The organism is Nocardioides sp. (assembly GCF_025965415.1).
Classification (GTDB): Bacteria; Actinomycetota; Actinomycetes; order Propionibacteriales; family Nocardioidaceae; genus Nocardioides.
In genome coordinates this window covers 1-16,411 of record NZ_JAOPWY010000129.1, presented here as the reverse complement: position 1 = coordinate 16,411, position 16,411 = coordinate 1, and the positions used below count along the sequence as shown (strand labels likewise).

General features: G+C 71.4%; 15 protein-coding genes. 12 read left to right on the top strand and 3 right to left on the bottom strand.

What is annotated here, in order from left to right:
- Window positions 1–2,383 (top strand): aconitate hydratase (locus JWN97_RS13705; protein WP_297623466.1); only part of this gene is annotated, 2,383 nt, incomplete at its 5' end.
- 119 nt (window positions 2,384–2,502) lie between these two features.
- Entirely contained in the window at window positions 2,503–3,207 is a 705-nt protein-coding gene (locus JWN97_RS13700) for a DUF3105 domain-containing protein (RefSeq protein ID WP_297623464.1), read from the top strand.
- Window positions 3,208–3,240: 33 nt separating this feature from the next.
- Here the strand turns inward: JWN97_RS13700 and JWN97_RS13695 are convergent, their stop codons facing one another.
- A complete protein-coding gene (locus JWN97_RS13695; protein ID WP_297623461.1) occupies window positions 3,241–4,077 on the bottom strand; it encodes an alpha/beta hydrolase in 837 nt (278 codons plus the stop codon).
- A gap of 122 nt (window positions 4,078–4,199) precedes the next feature.
- On the opposite strand from JWN97_RS13695, the gene JWN97_RS13690 reads away from it, so the two are divergent.
- The 9 genes from JWN97_RS13690 to JWN97_RS13650 all read left to right on the top strand — a co-directional run bounded on the left by JWN97_RS13690 (window position 4,200) and on the right by JWN97_RS13650 (window position 11,990).
- Complete coding sequence (locus JWN97_RS13690; protein WP_297623458.1) at window positions 4,200–4,502, top strand: thiamine-binding protein; 303 nt, start codon at window positions 4,200–4,202, stop codon at window positions 4,500–4,502.
- Between the two features lie 165 nt (window positions 4,503–4,667).
- Window positions 4,668–5,195, top strand: a complete 528-nt coding sequence (locus JWN97_RS13685) for a hypothetical protein (RefSeq protein ID WP_297623455.1) — start codon at window positions 4,668–4,670, stop codon at window positions 5,193–5,195.
- Window positions 5,196–5,228: 33 nt separating this feature from the next.
- On the top strand, window positions 5,229–5,633 hold the full coding sequence (locus tag JWN97_RS13680; RefSeq protein ID WP_297623452.1) for a YjbQ family protein: 405 nt from the start codon (window positions 5,229–5,231) through the stop codon (window positions 5,631–5,633).
- Window positions 5,634–5,688: 55 nt separating this feature from the next.
- Window positions 5,689–6,234: a GNAT family N-acetyltransferase gene (locus tag JWN97_RS13675; RefSeq protein ID WP_297623449.1), complete on the top strand. Its 546-nt coding sequence runs from the start codon at window positions 5,689–5,691 to the stop codon at window positions 6,232–6,234.
- Between the two features lie 38 nt (window positions 6,235–6,272).
- Entirely contained in the window at window positions 6,273–6,689 is a 417-nt protein-coding gene (locus JWN97_RS13670; protein WP_297623447.1) for a hypothetical protein, read from the top strand.
- A gap of 16 nt (window positions 6,690–6,705) precedes the next feature.
- Window positions 6,706–7,602 (top strand): NUDIX domain-containing protein, encoded by an 897-nt coding sequence (locus tag JWN97_RS13665; RefSeq protein ID WP_297623444.1) that lies wholly within the window; start codon window positions 6,706–6,708, stop codon window positions 7,600–7,602.
- Window positions 7,599–8,525, top strand: a complete 927-nt coding sequence (locus JWN97_RS13660; RefSeq protein WP_297623442.1) for an SMP-30/gluconolactonase/LRE family protein — start codon at window positions 7,599–7,601, stop codon at window positions 8,523–8,525. Before JWN97_RS13665 ends, JWN97_RS13660 begins: the two co-directional genes overlap by 4 nt.
- Before the next feature lie 15 nt (window positions 8,526–8,540).
- Complete coding sequence (gene dxs, locus JWN97_RS13655; RefSeq protein ID WP_297623440.1) at window positions 8,541–10,445, top strand: 1-deoxy-D-xylulose-5-phosphate synthase; 1,905 nt, start codon at window positions 8,541–8,543, stop codon at window positions 10,443–10,445.
- Window positions 10,446–10,487: 42 nt separating this feature from the next.
- Entirely contained in the window at window positions 10,488–11,990 is a 1,503-nt protein-coding gene (locus JWN97_RS13650) for an amino acid permease (RefSeq protein ID WP_297623438.1), read from the top strand.
- Window positions 11,991–12,212: 222 nt separating this feature from the next.
- Here the strand turns inward: JWN97_RS13650 and JWN97_RS13645 are convergent, their stop codons facing one another.
- Window positions 12,213–14,300, bottom strand: coding sequence for a 3-hydroxyacyl-CoA dehydrogenase NAD-binding domain-containing protein (locus tag JWN97_RS13645; protein ID WP_297623435.1), 2,088 nt, complete (start codon window positions 14,298–14,300; stop codon window positions 12,213–12,215).
- Window positions 14,297–15,508 (bottom strand): thiolase family protein, encoded by a 1,212-nt coding sequence (locus tag JWN97_RS13640; RefSeq protein WP_297623432.1) that lies wholly within the window; start codon window positions 15,506–15,508, stop codon window positions 14,297–14,299. The genes JWN97_RS13645 and JWN97_RS13640 overlap by 4 nt, the downstream gene beginning before the upstream one ends.
- A 217-nt stretch (window positions 15,509–15,725) precedes the next feature.
- Here JWN97_RS13640 and JWN97_RS13635 point away from each other — a divergent pair.
- Window positions 15,726–16,411: PAC2 family protein (locus tag JWN97_RS13635; RefSeq protein WP_297623429.1), on the top strand; the 686-nt coding region annotated here is incomplete at its 3' end.

The window sequence follows — 16,411 nt, the reverse complement described above, 5'->3', positions numbered from 1 at the left end:
GCGCAACCGCGAGCGCTACCAGTTCCTGCGCTGGGGCCAGGGCGCCTTCGACGACTTCAAGGTCGTCCCGCCCGGCACCGGCATCGTGCACCAGGTCAACATCGAGCACCTCGCGCGCGTGGTCATGGTGCGCGACGGTGTCGCCTACCCCGACACCTGCGTGGGCACCGACTCCCACACCACGATGGTCAACGGCATCGGCGTGGTCGGCTGGGGCGTCGGCGGCATCGAGGCCGAGGCCGCGATGCTCGGCCAGCCCGTCTCCATGCTGATCCCGCGCGTGGTCGGCTTCAAGCTGTCCGGCGAGCTCCCCGAGGGCTCCACGGCCACCGACCTCGTGCTGACGATCACCGAGATGCTCCGCGAGCACGGCGTGGTCGGCAAGTTCGTCGAGTTCTACGGCGAGGGCGTCTCGGCGCTGCCGCTGGCCAACCGCGCCACGATCGGCAACATGAGCCCGGAGTTCGGCTCGACGATCGCCGTCTTCCCGATCGACGAGCAGACCATCGACTACCTCCGCCTCACCGGCCGCGCGGAGGAGCAGCTCGCGCTCGTCGAGGCGTACGCCAAGGAGCAGGGCCTCTGGCACGACCCGAGCGCCGAGCCCCGCTACAGCGAGCGCCTCGAGCTCGACGTGTCCACGGTTGTCCCGTCGCTCGCTGGCCCGAAGCGCCCGCAGGACCGCGTCGAGGTCACGGCTGCGAAGGAGTCCTTCCGCGCTGCTCTCGCTGACTACGTCACCGAGGGTGACGACGACCCGGACGACGCTGCGGAGGCCACCGGCTACGACGAGGCCGTCGAGGAGTCCTTCCCGGCCTCCGACGCGCCGAGCCACGCCGGCGGCAACGGCGCGCCCGTGCACGTCGACGCCCCCAAGGGTGCGGGACGCCGGAGCAAGCCGACCTCGGTGTCGCTCGACGGCCAGGACGTCGAGATCGACCACGGCGCGGTCGTGATCGCCGCGATCACCTCGTGCACCAACACCTCCAACCCGTCGGTGATGATCGGCGCGGCGCTGCTGGCCAAGAACGCGGTCGAGAAGGGCCTGTCCCGCAAGCCGTGGGTCAAGACCTCGCTCGCCCCCGGCTCCAAGGTCGTCTCGGACTACTACGACCGCTCCGGCCTGACGCCGTACCTCGACAAGCTCGGCTTCAACCTCGTCGGCTACGGCTGCACGACCTGCATCGGCAACTCCGGCCCGCTCATCCCCGAGGTCTCCGCCGCCGTCAACGAGGCCGACCTGGCGGTGGTGTCCGTGCTGTCGGGCAACCGCAACTTCGAGGGCCGCATCAACCCCGACGTGAAGATGAACTACCTGGCCTCACCGCCGCTGGTGGTCGCCTACGCGCTCGCCGGCTCGATGGACGTCGACCTCTTCGAGGACCCGCTCGGCCAGGACTCAGACGGCAACGACGTCTTCCTCCGCGACATCTGGCCGAGCCCGCACGAGGTCGAGGAGACGATCGCCCGGGCGATCACCTCCGACATGTTCACCTCCTCCTACGAGGACGTCTTCAAGGGCGACGAGCGCTGGCGGTCGCTGTCCACACCCGAGGGCAACACCTTCGAGTGGGACGAGCAGTCGACCTACGTCCGCCGGCCTCCCTACTTCGACGGGATGCCCGACGAGCCGGAGCCGGTCACCGACATCGTCGGCGCCCGCGTGCTGCTCAAGCTGGGTGACTCGGTCACGACCGACCACATCAGCCCCGCCGGTGCCATCAAGAAGGACAGCCCGGCGGGTCGCTACCTCGCCGAGCGCGGCGTCGAGCAGCGCGACTTCAACTCGTACGGCTCGCGCCGCGGCAACCACGAGGTCATGATCCGCGGCACGTTCGCCAACATCCGCCTGCGCAACCAGCTCGCTCCGGGCACCGAGGGTGGTGTGACGCGCGACTTCACCGCCGACGGCGAGGTCACCAGCGTCTTCGAGGCGAGCGAGCACTACCAGGCCGCCGGGACCCCGCTGGTCGTCCTCGCGGGCAAGGAGTACGGCTCGGGCTCGTCGCGCGACTGGGCCGCCAAGGGCACCGCGCTGCTCGGGGTGAAGGCCGTCATCGCCGGGTCCTACGAGCGCATCCACCGCTCGAACCTCATCGGCATGGGCGTCATCCCGCTGCAGTTCCCCGAGGGCAAGACCGCCGACGACCTCGGCCTGACGGGTGCCGAGATCATCAGCATCTCGGGCATCGCCAAGCTCAACGACGGCACCACGCCCAAGACGGTCACGGTGAAGGTCGAGCCGGCTCCGGGCACCGACCAGTCCTTCGGCGAGACCAGCGAGTTCGAGGCCACGGTCCGCATCGACACCCCCGGCGAGGCGAACTACTACCGCAACGGCGGGATCATGCAGTACGTCCTGCGCAACCTGCTCAAGGGCTGACCCTGCGCGAGCTCATCACGCGGGTCCAGGCGGCCGTCGACCCCACCAACGGTGGGGACGGCGGCCGTCTGCCGCAGGCACCGGTCGGAGCGTTGCCGTCCCGTCGGTAGCCTGACGCCGTGAGCGACCAGGACACCGCCGAGGAGCCGACGCCGGACCGCGAGGCGCCCGGCGAGTGGTCCGACGAGCGCCACGACGGCACGCTGCCGGAGCCGGTCGGGACCGTCGAGGCGGCCCCGCGCTCCAGCCGGCTGCCGCTGGTGCTCGCGACCGTCGGCGCCGTCCTCCTGCTGGGAGCCGCGCTCGTGGCACCCCTGGTGGACCGGGCGCTCCGGGGCGATGAGGAGGCGCAGCGCGCCCTGGACCTGACCCTGGTCGAGACGTGGGACATCACGGACCGGACGCACACCACGGCCGACGTCGACTATCCCCAGAACCCGCCGGCCGGTGGTCCGCACGCCCCGATCTGGCTGGCCTGCGGGGTGTACGACGAGCCGGTGCGCGACGAGAACGCGGTGCACGACCTCGAGCACGGCACGGTCTGGATCACCCACGACCCGGGCCTCTCGGCGGACGACGTCGAGGCGCTGGCGGCCGAGCTGCCGGACAACGGGATCATGTCGCCCCGCGAGGGCCTGCCCTCGCCGGTCGTGGTCACCGTGTGGGGCACCCAGCTGCAGCTCGACGGTGCGGACGACGAGCGCCTGGGGCTCTTCCTCGAGGAGTACGGCGACGGGCACACCGCGCCGGAGTTCGGCGTCAGCTGCCAGGGAGGCACGCCCGACCCGCAGGGCGGGCTGCCGGAGGATGGCACCAACGCCTGACCCCCGGCAGCCCTGCGGCTCAGCGCTGCCGGATCAGCGACCCAGGAACTCGAGCAGCGCGGAGTTGAACTCCGCGGCGTGGCTCACGTTGAAGCCGTGCGGCGCGTCCTGGACGACGACCAGGTCGGAGCCGGCGATCGCCTCGTGGGTCCGCTTGCCGGAGCCCTCGAAGGGGACGATCGCGTCGCTGTCACCGTGGATGACGAGCGTCGGGACGGTGACCTTGGTGAGGTCGTCACGGAAGTCGGTCGTGCCGAAGGCCTCCATGCAGCCCAGCGCGGCCGTCTGGTCGCTCTGGTGGCAGAGCGCGATGGCGTCCTGCCGTTGCTCCTCGGTGACCTTGAGCTCGCCCTTGGCCGAGAAGAAGTCCGTCGTGAAGCCGTCGAAGAACACCGTGCGGTCCGACGTCAGGCCCTCGGTCATCTCGGCTGCGGCCTCCTCGGTGAGGGGGCCGTCCGGGTTGTCCTCGGACTTCAGCAGGTACGGCGGCACGGCGGCTGCGAAGACGACCGAGTGCAGCCGGTCCTGACCGTGACGAGCGATGTAGCGGGCGACCTCGCCGCCTCCCATCGAGAACCCGACGAGGGTCACGTCGGTGAGCTCGAGCTCGGACAGGACGCCGTCGAGGTCGTCGGCGAGGGTGTCGTAGTCGTAGCCCTTCGACGGCTTGTCGCTGCGGCCGAAGCCGCGCCGGTCGTAGGCGACGACGCGGTAGCCGGCGGCGCTGAGTGGGCCGACCTGCTCGCTCCACGACTCGCCGGACAGCGGCCAGCCGTGGATCAGGACGACGGGTCGACCGCTGCCGCCCGAGTCCTCGACGTGGACCTTGGTCGTGCTGAGCAGGCCGGAGCTTGCGGTGATGTCAGTCACGTGGTGTCCCTTCCTCGTGGCCCCGTGATCGGGGCCGTTCAGTGGTCCTTCGAACGTAGGCACGGGTCCGGATGGGGTGCTCCACCCGAACAGGTGGGCACCTCCGTCGCTACCGTGGTCGCATGATCGTCGCCTTCTCGCTCTCGCCCGTGTCCAGTGACCCGACGGGCTCGGTGACCGATGCGGTCGCCGCCGCCGTACGTGTCGTCCGGGAGTCCGGGCTGCCCCACGAGACCAACGCGATGTTCACCAACATCGAGGGGGAGTGGGACGAGGTGATGGCCGTGGTCAAGCGGGCCGTCGACGTCGTGGCCGAGGTGTCCCCGCGCGTGGGGCTGGTGCTCAAGGCGGACATCCGTCCCGGGTACGACGGGCAGCTGACGGCCAAGGTGGAGCGGATCGAGCAGGCGCTGAACGGCGACTGAGGTCCGACCCGTCAGCCGACCGGGAGGTGGTGGACCCGGTCGGCCTTGGACGACGTCACCCGGGCCTCGCCGCCCGCGACGGCCAGCTCGATGTCCGTGCCGGGTCCCAGGCGCACTCGCATCGACGGGGCGCCCATCCTGCCGGGGCGGGTGTAGACACAGGTCGTGGACTTCGCGCGGGCGACAGACGACGAGCGGCTCGCCGCACTCCCCGGTGACGACATGGTGCGGGCGGACGTGGTGATGGACCGCGGCTTCGACCTGCCCGCGCCGCCGGACGCCGTGTGGCCGTGGCTGGTGCAGCTCGGCAAGCGGCGCGCGGGGTGGTACCTCCCTCGCACGGTCGAGCGGTTCGTGCCGTCCTCCCGGCGTGCGCTGCGCCGCATCGAGCCGCGCCTGCTGGAGCACCCCCTCGGCGACGTGATCCCGGACTGGGGTGGGGCGGAGGCGACGTTCACCGTCGCGGCGGTCGAGGCACCGAGCCTGCTCCTCTACACCTCGCGCCGCGGGCGGACCGACCTGACCTGGTGCCTCCACCTCACGCCCGCCCCGTCGAACGGGACCCGTGTGCACCTGCGCCTGCGCCTGGGGCCCGTCCGCCACCGCCGCGTGGCCGCGTCACTCGGAGGCCTCTTCGACGCCGCGACGATCATCGGGCTCGCCGCCGGGCTGCGTGAGCGCGTCGGGCGATAGCGTGGCGCGGAGCCGATCGAAGGGACGTACGACGTGCACAGCGAGACCCGGACCTATCGCACGGGTGGTGAGGAGGTCGTGCTCGACCTGACGCGCGACGCCGCGGACTTCGTGGCCGACCGCGGTGACGGCCTGCTGCAGGTCTTCGTCCCCCACGCCACCGCCGGCCTCGCGATCATCGAGACCGGCGCCGGCTCCGACGACGACCTGCTGACCGCTCTGGCCGAGCTGCTTCCGGGCGACGACCGCTGGCGGCACCGGCACGGGTCCGCCGGCCACGGCCGCTCGCACGTGATGCCGGCGATCGTGCCGCCGCACTGCACCGTCCCGGTGATCGGCGGGCGGCTCGCGCTCGGCACGTGGCAGAGCATCTGCCTCGTGGACCTCAACGTCGACAACGACCGACGCGAGGTGCGCTGGTCCTTCCTGAAGGGCTGATCCGGTGAGCCACGACCTCCTGCTCCGACCCGCCGGGCCGGACTAGGCCGACGCCGTGCTCCGGGTCATCCGTGCGGCCTTCGGCGCCGACGAGGCGGGCCACGGCGACCAGGTCGCCGACCTGTGGGCCGAGGTGCGCGCCGGCGAGCACCTGCTGGCGGAGCGGGTCGCCGTGGTGGGCGGTGAGGTCGTCGGCCACGTCGGGGTGAGCCACTGCTGGATCGACGCCCGGCGCGAGCTGGTCGACGCCTGCATGCTGTCGCCGCTGAGCACGTCGCCGGAGCATCAGGGCGTCGGGATCGGCACGGCACTGGTGGCGGCCGCCGTCGAGGCGGCACGGGACCTGGGCCGGCCGATGATGTTCCTCGAGGGGGACCCGGCCTTCTACGGCGCGCGCGGCTTCGAGCCGGCGTCGTCGTACGGCTTCGAGGCACCCACACCGCGGGTGCCGGCTCCCGCGTTCCAGGTGGTGCCGTTGGCCGAGCAGCCGGACTGGATGACCGGCCGCGTGGTCTATCCGGACGTCTGGTGGCGCCACGACTCCACCGGGCTGCGCGACCCGCGGCTGGCCGACATCGAGGCCGCGCTCGGCATCTCCTGACCGCCCCTGATCGAACACGTGTTCGATACACTGGTGCGATGTTCCCGGTCCCGCAGCCGCCCCGGCGCCCGACGCCTCCGCCCGGGCACCGCGGGGTCGCGCCGCCGGGCTGGCCCCAGCAGGTGCGGCCGCCGGACGCGCCGGACTGGGAGGTGACGGCCGCGAGCTGGCTGCTCGACCTCTGCCCGGCCGACTACCGTCGCTTCGCCGGCCTGCGCCGCCACGTCGTCGTGCTCGCGCGGTTCGCCGTGCTGCACGTCGAGGCCCAGCAGCTGGCCACCCGGCGTGGCCTGAGCGAGATCCGCGGCGACCTGCGCGACGTCGCCGACGAGGCGGTCGTCGAGGCGGCGGTGCAGACCTTCCGGCTCGAGGACGCCCGGCTGCTCGGCGTACGCCGCGAGGTGGGGCTGGTCGAGGAGGCGCTGCGGGGCCGTCGCTACCGCGTCCGGATGTGAGGGCTAGGGTCGCCGGATGCACCGCATCGCGGACGTCCGCACCGACTTCGTGCAGGTGACCCTCGTCGACCCACGCGGGCGGGTGCTGATGCAGGAACGCGACGAGCACGCGCCCGTGTGGCCGGAGATGTGGTGCTTCCCCGGCGGTGGGCTCGAGGACGGCGAGGAGCCGGTCGACGGGGCGCGCCGCGAGCTGGCCGAGGAGACCGGCGTGGTCCTCGCGGCCGACGACCTCACCGACCTGGGTGCCTTCGAGCTGGTCACTCCCGACCGCGGCACCTTCCGCTTCCATGCCTTCGTCGCCCGTACGACGCTCAGCGACCGCGACGTCGAGTGCCACGAGGGGCGACAGATGGTCTTCGTCGACCCCGAGGCGCTCCCCGACACCGACCTCGTGCGCTCCACCACGCTGGTCGCGCCGGCGCTGGTCGCGTGGATCGAGGCCCACCCGTTCGTGCCCGCGCCGGGCAGCCGCACCTTCGCCAACGTCGTCCTGGTCGACCGCGACGGCAGGATCCTCCTGCAGGAGCGCGACGAGCACCCCTCGATCGATCCCGAGAAGTGGGGACTGTCGGGTGGCCACGTGGAGCCCGGTGAGGACTTCGAGACGGCTGCCTACCGCGAGCTCGAGGAGGAGACCGGTGTGCGGCTGGCGCCGGGCACGCTGGACCTCTTCGGGGAGTTCGTCGTCGACCACCGGGCCGCGCACGGCACCTGGGACCTCAACCGGGTCTTCGCCGCGGCCAGCGACCTGACCGACGCCGACATCGACTGCCGCGAGGGCCGCCGGATCGTCTTCGTCGAGGCCGCCGTCGCGCGGGGCCTGGACCTCACCTCGGCGGCGGCCGACATCGTTCCCGCCTTCCTCGACTCACCGACGTACGTCTCATTCACCCACCAGGAGCGCCCATGACCCTCACCGTGCACCCCGTCCCCTCGATGGGGGCCGAGGACGTCGTCGTCTCGCCCGAGGGCGTCGTCCTCACCGGCACCGAGGACGGCGCCCTGTGGGCACTCGACCCGGCGACCGGGAGCACCCGCCGGATCGCCGACACCGGCGGCCGGCCGCTCGGCATCGAGCTCCTCGGTGACGGCCACCTGCTCGTCTGCGACGCCGAGCGTGGCCTGCTCAGGGTCTCCCGGACCTCCGGTGAGGTCGAGGTGCTGCTGGACCGGCTCGAGGGCGCGGCGATGAAGTTCTGCAACAACGCCGCCGTCGCGGCCGACGGCACCATCTGGTTCAGCGACTCCTCCCGGCACTACGGCGTCGCGCGGTGGAAGGACGACTTCGTGCAGGACACCCGCACGGGACGCCTGGCGCGGCGCGACCCCGACGGCACCGTGACGGTGGTCCTCGACGGACTGGCCTTCGCCAACGGGGTCGCGCTGGCGGCCGACGAGTCCTTCGTCTGCGTCGCGGAGACCCGCGCACGCACCGTCGTACGGCTGTGGCTCACCGGCCCGCGGGCGGGTGAGCGCGACCTCCTCGCCGAGGACCTCCCCGGCTATCCCGACAACATCAGCCGCGGCAGCGACGGACTGATCTGGGTGACCGTGGCCAGCCCGGTCGACCCGCTGGTCGAGCGGCTCGGGTCCGCGCCGATGTTCGTGCGCAAGGCCGTGACGAGGATCCCCGAGGCGCTCCAGCCCAAGCCGAAGAACACCATCCGGGTGCAGGCCTTCGCCGACGACGGCCGACTGGTGCACGACCTCGACCTCGCGCCCCCCGCCACGGGGCCGGGCTACCACATGGTGACCGGCGTCCGGGAGCACGGCGGCCGGGTCTGGATGGGCAGCCTGCACGAGCCGTCGGTGGCGGTCCACGACCTGGCATGAAATAGACTCGCCGCCATGGGACACCTCGACTCGATCGCCTCTCCCCGCGACCTCCGTGGTCTGTCGGCGGAGCAGCTCGACGAGCTGGCCGCCGAGATCCGCGACGTCATGATCCGCACCGTCGCGACCAACTCCGGACACCTCGGTCCCAACCTCGGCGTGGTCGAACTGACGCTCGCCATCCACCGGGTCTTCGACTCCCCGCACGACCGCGTCGTCTTCGACACCGGCCACCAGTCCTACGTCCACAAGCTCGTCACCGGCCGGCACGGCGACTTCGGCACCCTGCGCAAGGAAGGCGGCGTCAGCGGCTACCCCAGCCGGGCCGAGTCCGACCACGACATCGTGGAGAACTCCCACGCGTCCACCTCGCTGTCGTACGCCGACGGGCTCGCCAAGGCGTACGCCATCCGCGGCGAGGACCGGCACGTGGTCGCCGTCATCGGTGACGGCGCGCTGACCGGCGGCATGGCCTGGGAGGCGCTCAACAACATCGCGATCGCGCGGTCGAGCCGCCTGGTGATCGTGGTCAACGACAACGAGCGGTCTTACACCCCGACGATCGGCGGCCTCGCGACCGCGCTCACCTCGCTGCGCACCAACCCGCGCTACGAGCAGGTCCTCGACCTGGTCAAGAAGCGGCTCAACCAGGTGCCCGGCGTGGGCCACGCGGCCTACGACGCGCTGCACGCGGTCAAGAAGGGCATGAAGGACGCGCTGGCCCCGCAGGGCCTGTTCGAGGACCTCGGTCTGAAGTACGTCGGCCCGGTCGACGGCCACGACCGCGCCGCCATGGAGCAGGCCCTGGCCAACGCCAAGCGCTTCGGCGGCCCGGTGATCGTGCACGCGATCACCCGCAAGGGCCAGGGCTACGACCCGGCGCTGCGGCACGAGGCCGACCAGTTCCACGCACCCGGTCCGTTCGACGTGCAGACCGGCGCCGAGAAGCCCAAGGGCAAGATCTGGACCGACCACTTCTCCGAGGCGATCGTCGACCTCGGGGAGCGGCGTGAGGACGTCGTCGCGATCACCGCTGCGATGATGCACCCCGTCGGCCTCGACGTCTTCGCCCAGAAGTTCCCCGAGCGCACCTTCGACGTCGGCATCGCCGAGCAGCACGCCGTCACCTCCGCCGCCGGCCTGGCCATGGGCGGGTTGCACCCCGTCTTCGCGGTCTACGCCACCTTCCTCAACCGTGCCTTCGACCAGGTCCTGATGGACGTCGCGCTGCACCGGTGCGGCGTGACCTTCGTGCTCGACCGCTCCGGCGTCACCGGTGACGACGGAGCCAGCCACAACGGCATGTGGGACATGTCGATCCTCCAGGTGGTTCCTGGCCTGCGCCTTGCGGCGCCGCGCGACGTGACCCGCCTCCACGAGCTCCTCGACGAGGCCGTCCAGGTCGACGACGCCCCCACCGTGGTGCGGTTCCCCAAGGGCCCACCGCCCGCGGACGTGCCCGCTATCGGCCGCATCGGCGACGCCGACCTGCTGGTGCGCGAGGGCGGGCAGGACGTGCTCATCGTGGCCGTGGGGTCGATGTGCACGACCGCCGTCGACGTGGCCGCGCGGCTCACCGCGCAGGGCATCGGCGTGACCGTCGTCGACCCGCGCTGGGTCAAGCCGGTCGACCCGGCCGTCGTCGAGCTCGCGCGTGACCACCGGCTCGTGGTCAGCGTCGAGGACAACGGCCGCATCGGCGGGTGCGGGGCGACCCTGCTGCAGACGCTCAACGACGCCGGCGTCAGCACGCCGTTCCGCCTGCACGGCATCCCGCAGGAGTTCCTCGACCACGCCAAGCGCGATGCCATCCTGGCGCGGCTCGGCCTCGACGCCGAGACCATCGCCCGCGAGGTCACCGAGGACGTCGCCGCGCTCGACCAGGGCCTCGCGCTGGTCGACGTCGATCACACCGCATGACCTGACTCGACGGTAGCTGTGCGCCCGCCCTAGGTTGCTCGGATGGATCTCTTCCGCACCAAGTCCGTGGAGCAGTCGATCGCCGAGACGGAGGAGCCCGAGCACCGCCTCAAGAAGAACCTCGGCGCGCTCGACCTCACCATCTTCGGTGTCGGCGTCATCATCGGCGCGGGCATCTTCGTCTACACCGGCCTGGTGGCGGCGACCAACGCCGGCCCCGCCATCGCGCTGTCGTTCCTCATCGCCGGACTCGCCTGCGCGCTCGCCGCGCTCTGCTACGCCGAGTTCGCCTCCACCGTCCCGGTCGCGGGCAGCGCGTACACGTTCTCCTACGCGACCTTCGGTGAGCTCATCGCGTGGATCATCGGCTGGGACCTGGTGCTGGAGTTCACCGTCGGCGCCTCGGCGCTGGCGGCCGGGTTCTCGGGCTACCTCCAGAACGTCCTGGAGGGTACGCCGCTCGAGGTCCCCGCGTCCCTCGCCTCGGCCGGCGACGGCATCGTCAACCTGCCCGCCGTGCTGATCTCGCTGCTCGTCGCGGCCGTGCTGATCGGCGGCATCAAGCTCTCCAGCCGGATCAACCAGGTCATCGTCGCGATCAAGCTGGGCGTCGTCGCCCTCGTGCTCGTGATGGGCGTCGGCTACATCAAGACCGCCAACTACACGCCGTTCATCCCGCCCAGCCAGCCGACCGGCGGCGCCGAGGGCGGCTTCTGGAAGTCGCCGCTGATCACGTCGATCTTCGGCCTCGAGCCGGCCGTCTTCGGCATCGGCGGCGTGATCGCCGGCGCGGCGATCGTCTTCTTCGCCTTCATCGGGTTCGACGTGGTCGCGACGACGGCCGAGGAGACCAAGAACCCGCAGCGCGACGTGCCGATCGGCATCCTCGGCTCGCTCGCGATCGTCACCGTGCTCTACATCGCCGTCTGCCTCGTGATCACCGGCATGCAGTCCTACAAGGACATCGACTCCAACGACGCCGCGCCACTCGCGACCGCCTTCGACAAGGCGGGGGTGGAGTGGATCGGCAACGTCATCTCCGTCGGTGCCACGATCGGACTGACGGTCGTCGTGCTCATCTTGATGATGGGCCAGACCCGCGTCGCCTTCGCGATGGCCCGCGACGGCCTGCTGCCCACGTCGCTGGCCAAGGTGCACCCCACCTTCGGCACGCCCTACCGGCTCACCGCGATCACCGGGATCGGCGTCGCCCTGCTGTCGGGGTTCGTGGACTTCGCCACCCTCGGCGACCTCGTCAGCATCGGCACGCTCTTCGCCTTCGTGCTGGTCAGCGTCGGCGTGCTGATCCTGCGCCGCACCCGCCCCGACCTGCCGCGCGCCTTCCGTACGCCGGCGGTGTCGGTGGTCGCCACCTTGTCCGTGCTCCTGTGCTTCTACCTGATGCTCAACCTCATCGGCGAGACCTGGGTCCGCTTCGGGGTCTGGATGGCGATCGGCCTGGTCGTCTACTTCGCCTACGGCCGCTCGCACAGCCGGCTCGGCCGCGGCGAGCTCGCCGGGACGGTGCGGGACGACGCGAGCTGACGCTTGTGCGCATGCGCGAGGTGCCGAGCTGACGCTTGTGCACGGACAGCGTGTGCACAAGCGTCAGCTCGGCGGTCTTTCGCGGGCACAAGCGTCAGCTCGGCGGGCCTTGCGCGCGTCTCGGTACGTCGACCGGCCCGGACACGCAGAGGGGGCGGTGGCCCAGCCACACTTCCGGCGTACGGAATGTGGCTGGACCACCGCCCCAGTGTCAGCGGCCGATCAGTGGAAGCGCTTGCCGCTCACCTTCTCGGAGACTCCGGCGACGTCGAGCATGAAGGTCAGCCCGCCGTTCCAGAAGGAGAAGCCGGCGCCGGTGATCATCGCGAGGTCGATGTCCTGCGGAGCGGCGACGACGCCCTCGTCGAGCATCAGCCGAGCCTCCTCGGCGAGGCCGGAGAGCGTCTTCTCGCGGACCTGCTCGGCGGTGAGGACCACCGGGTCGGACGGCTTCTCCAGCAGCGCCTCGACCTCGGGGTCGATCGTGCCGACGGGGCCGTAGTAGGACCCCTTCTTCGCCGCGACGATCCGCTCGAGGGCGGGGGAGACGTAGAAGCGGTCGGGGAACGCGCGCTTCAGCGTCTCGTTGTTGTGCAGCGCGATGGCCGGGCCGACCAGCGACAGCAGCACGAACGGCGGCATCGGGGCGATGCCGGCAAACGCGTTGTCGGCCACCTCGACCGGCGTGCCCTCGTCGACGATCCGGCCGACCTCGCTCATGAAGCGACCGAGGAGCCGATTGACGATGAACGACGGGCTGTCCTTGACCAGGATGCTCGTCTTCTTCAGCGCCCGACTGGTGGCGAAGGCCGTCGCCAGCGTGGCGTCGTCGGTGGCGTCACCCCGGACGATCTCCAGCAGCGGCATCACCGCGACCGGGTTGAAGAAGTGGAAGCCCACGACCCGCTCCGGGTGCTCGAGGTCTCCGGCCATCTCGGTGATCGACAGCGAGGAGGTGTTGGTGGCCAGCACGCACGTGGGCGAGACCACCTTCTCCACGTCCGCGAAGACGGTCTTCTTGACCGCCATCTCCTCGAAGACGGCCTCGATCACGAAGTCGGCGTCGCCGAAGGCGACCTGCTTGTGGGTCTCGCCCGACACCAGCGCCTTGTGCCGGTTGGCCTTGTCCTGGTTGATCCGGCCCTTGGCGAGCAGCTTGTCGATCTCGGCGTGCACGTAGGCCACGCCCTTGTCGGCCCGCTCCTGGTCGAGGTCGGTCAGCACGACCGGCACCTCGAGGCGGCGTACGAAGAGCAGCGCGAGCTGGCTGGCCATCAGCCCCGCGCCCACGATGCCGACCTTGGTGACCGGTCGCGCCAGCGCCTTGTCGGGTGCGCCGGCGGGCCGCTTGGCCCGCTTCTGCACCAGGTCGAAGGAGTAGAGGGAGGCGAGCAGCTCGGCCGTCTGCGACAGCGCGTGGAGTGCGTCGTCCTCGGCGGCGAACCCGGCGTCGCGGTCGGAGTCGCGAGCCGCGGCGATCAGCTCGACCGCCTTGGCCGCGGCGGGGGAGCCGCCACCGGTCCTCGACGCGACGATGCCCTGGGCGCGCGTGATCGCCGCGTCCCATGCCTCGCCGCGGTCCACCTCGGGACGCTCGACGACGACCTCACCGCGCAGCACCGAGGCCGCCCAGAGCAGCGACTGCTCGAGGTAGTCGGCACCGTTGAAGACCGCGTCGGCCAGACCGAAGTCGTACGCCGCCTGCCCGCCCAGGGTCTTGCCCTGGTTGAGCGGGTTCTCGAGGATCAGCGTCACGGCCTTGTCGGCCCCGACGAGGTGGGGCACGAGCCATGCGCCGCCCCAGCCGGGGACGAGCCCGAGCATGACCTCGGGGAGGCCCAGCGCGGGGGCGGAGTCCATGACGGTGCGGTAGGTGCAGTGCAGCGCCACCTCGAGCCCGCCACCGAGCGCCAGGCCGTTGATGAAGCCGAACGACGGCTTGCCGCCCTCGCCCAGCTTGCGGAAGACCGCGTGGCCGAGCTCGGCGACGATGCGTACGGCGTCGGGGCCGCCGCCCTGGATGGACGTGAGGTCCGCGCCGGCCGCGAGGATGAACGGCTTGCCGGTCACCGCGAGAGCGTCGATCGTCTCGTCGGCCAGGGCCTCGTCGATCGCGGCGTTCAGCGCCAGGAGCGAGCCCGGGCCGAACGTGTTGGGCTTGGTGTGGTCCTCGCCGTTGTCGAGGGTGATCAACCCGAAGGTCGCACCCGGCAGGGAGACCCTGCGCAGGTGGGCCTGGGTGACGCGCTCGGCGTCCGAGACGATCGCCCGGGCGCGCTCGAAGATGCTGGAGTCAGGGGTGGTGCTCACTTGGTGTCTCCGTCCGAGTCGCCGGTGTAGTGGGGGTTCTCCCAGATCACGGTGCCGCCCATGCCGATGCCGATGCACATGGTGGTGAGGCCGTAGCGGACGTCGGGCTGCGCCTCGAACGCGCGGGCGAGCTGGTTCATCAGGCGTACGCCGGACGAGGCCAGCGGGTGGCCCATCGCGATCGCGCCGCCGTAGGGGTTCACCCGGGGGTCGTCGTCGGCGATGCCGTAGTGCTCGAGGAAGGCCAGCACCTGCACAGCGAAGGCCTCGTTGACCTCGAAGGCACCGATGTCGTCGATGGTGAGGCCCGCCAGGCGCAGCGCCTTCTCGGTGGCGGGGATCGGGCCTGCGCCCATGACCTCGGGCTCGACGCCGACGAAGGCGTAGGTGACCAGGCGCATCTTCACGGGCAGGCCGAGCTCGCGCGCGGTCTCCTCGTCGGCGAGCAGGGCGGCGGTGGCGCCGTCGTTGATGCCGGCGGCGTTGCCCGCGGTGACGTTGCCGTGCGAGCGGAACGGGGTCTTCAGGCTCGCGAGCGACTCGAGGGTCGTCTCGGGGCGCATCGGCTCGTCCATCGTGGCGAGACCCCAGCCGGCGTCGGCGGAGCGGGTCGCGACGGGCACGAGGTCGGGCTGGATCAGGCCGTTGTCGTAGGCGGCCTTGGTCTTCTGCTGGCTGCGGACGGCGTACGCGTCGACGCGCTGCTTGGTGATCGTGGGGAACCGGTCGTGCAGGTTCTCGGCCGTCTTGCCCATCACGAGGGCGTCGGGGTTGACGATCCGCTCGGACAGGATGCGCGGATTGGGATCGACGCCCTCGCCCATCGGGTGGCGCCCCATGTGCTCGACGCCGCCGGCGATCGCGACGTCGTAGGCACCGAAGGCGATGCCCGACGCGACGTTGGTGACTGCCGTCATCGCGCCGGCGCACATGCGGTCGATGGAGTAGCCGGGGACGCTCTGCGGCAGGCCGGAGAGCAGGGCGGCGGTGCGGCCGAGGGTGAGGCCCTGGTCGCCGATCTGGGTCGTGGCCGCGAGCGCGACCTCGTCGACGCGCTCGGGCGGCAGGGACGGGTTGCGGCGCATCAGGTCGGTGATGCACTTGATGACGAGGTCGTCGGCGCGGGTCTCGGCGTACTGACCCTTGGCCTTGCCGAACGGGGTGCGTACGCCGTCGACGAAGACGACCTCTCGCAGCTGTCGGGGCACCAGTTCTCCTTCGGGGCTCCAGGCGGAGCAAGCGGGGGTGATTCCGGGCTCAGGTTACCCCGCGGTAACAAAGCCGTGTGCACATCTGTGGTGTGGGTGTCGTCACCCGACGGCCGGTCGGTGTGGCGAGCGACGGCGGGGGGAATATCGTGGGAGCAGAGGCGCCGCTCACCCGGCGCTCCATCGCTGCACGGCAACGCCCAAGGAAGGACCGCCCGTGTCCCAGGAACCCCGGCTCGTGCACATCGTCGACGACGTGCCCGAGCTCGACGAAGCCCGTCAACAGGGGAGCTTGACGATGGTGCTGGTCCTCGACGGATTCCTCGACGCGGGCAACGCCGCCGGGCTGGCGGTCGAGCACCTCCTCGGGCTCGGCGACGGGCACGCCCCCGTGGTCGCGACCTTCGACGTCGACCAGTTCCACGACTACCGAGCCCGGCGTCCGGCGATGTCGTTCGTGCGCGACCACTACGAGGCGTACGACGCGCCCCGGCTCGTGGTCCGCCTCCTGCGCGACAGCGGCGGCACGCCGTACCTCCTGCTGCAGGGCCCGGAGCCGGACAACCGGTGGGAGGCCTTCGCCCGTGCGGTCCGCGAGGTCGTCGAGCGCTTCGGCGTGACCCGGGTGGTCAGCATGGGCGCGGTCCCGATGGCGGTGCCGCACACCCGGCCGATCGCGATCACGCACCACGCGAACAACCCCGACCTGATCACCGCCGACAGCCCGTGGCGCGGCGAGCTCCGGATCCCGAGCAGCGCCCAGGCGCTGCTGGAGGTCCGGCTCGGGGAGTGGGGCCACGACGCGATGGGCTTCGTCGCGCACATACCGCACTACCTCGCGCAGCTGGACTACCCGAAGGCGTCCGGGGCGCTGCTCGAGAACGTCGAGCGCGCGGGCCGGCT

Coding starts and splice junctions, on each gene's coding strand:
- JWN97_RS13690 (WP_297623458.1), top strand. CDS start 4,200: ATGATCGTCGCCTTCTCGCTCTCGCCCGTGTCCAGTGACCCGACGGGC.
- JWN97_RS13660 (WP_297623442.1), top strand. CDS start 7,599: ATGACCCTCACCGTGCACCCCGTCCCCTCGATGGGGGCCGAGGACGTC.
- JWN97_RS13650 (WP_297623438.1), top strand. CDS start 10,488: ATGGATCTCTTCCGCACCAAGTCCGTGGAGCAGTCGATCGCCGAGACG.
- dxs (WP_297623440.1), top strand. CDS start 8,541: ATGGGACACCTCGACTCGATCGCCTCTCCCCGCGACCTCCGTGGTCTG.
- JWN97_RS13665 (WP_297623444.1), top strand. CDS start 6,706: ATGCACCGCATCGCGGACGTCCGCACCGACTTCGTGCAGGTGACCCTC.
- JWN97_RS13670 (WP_297623447.1), top strand. CDS start 6,273: ATGTTCCCGGTCCCGCAGCCGCCCCGGCGCCCGACGCCTCCGCCCGGG.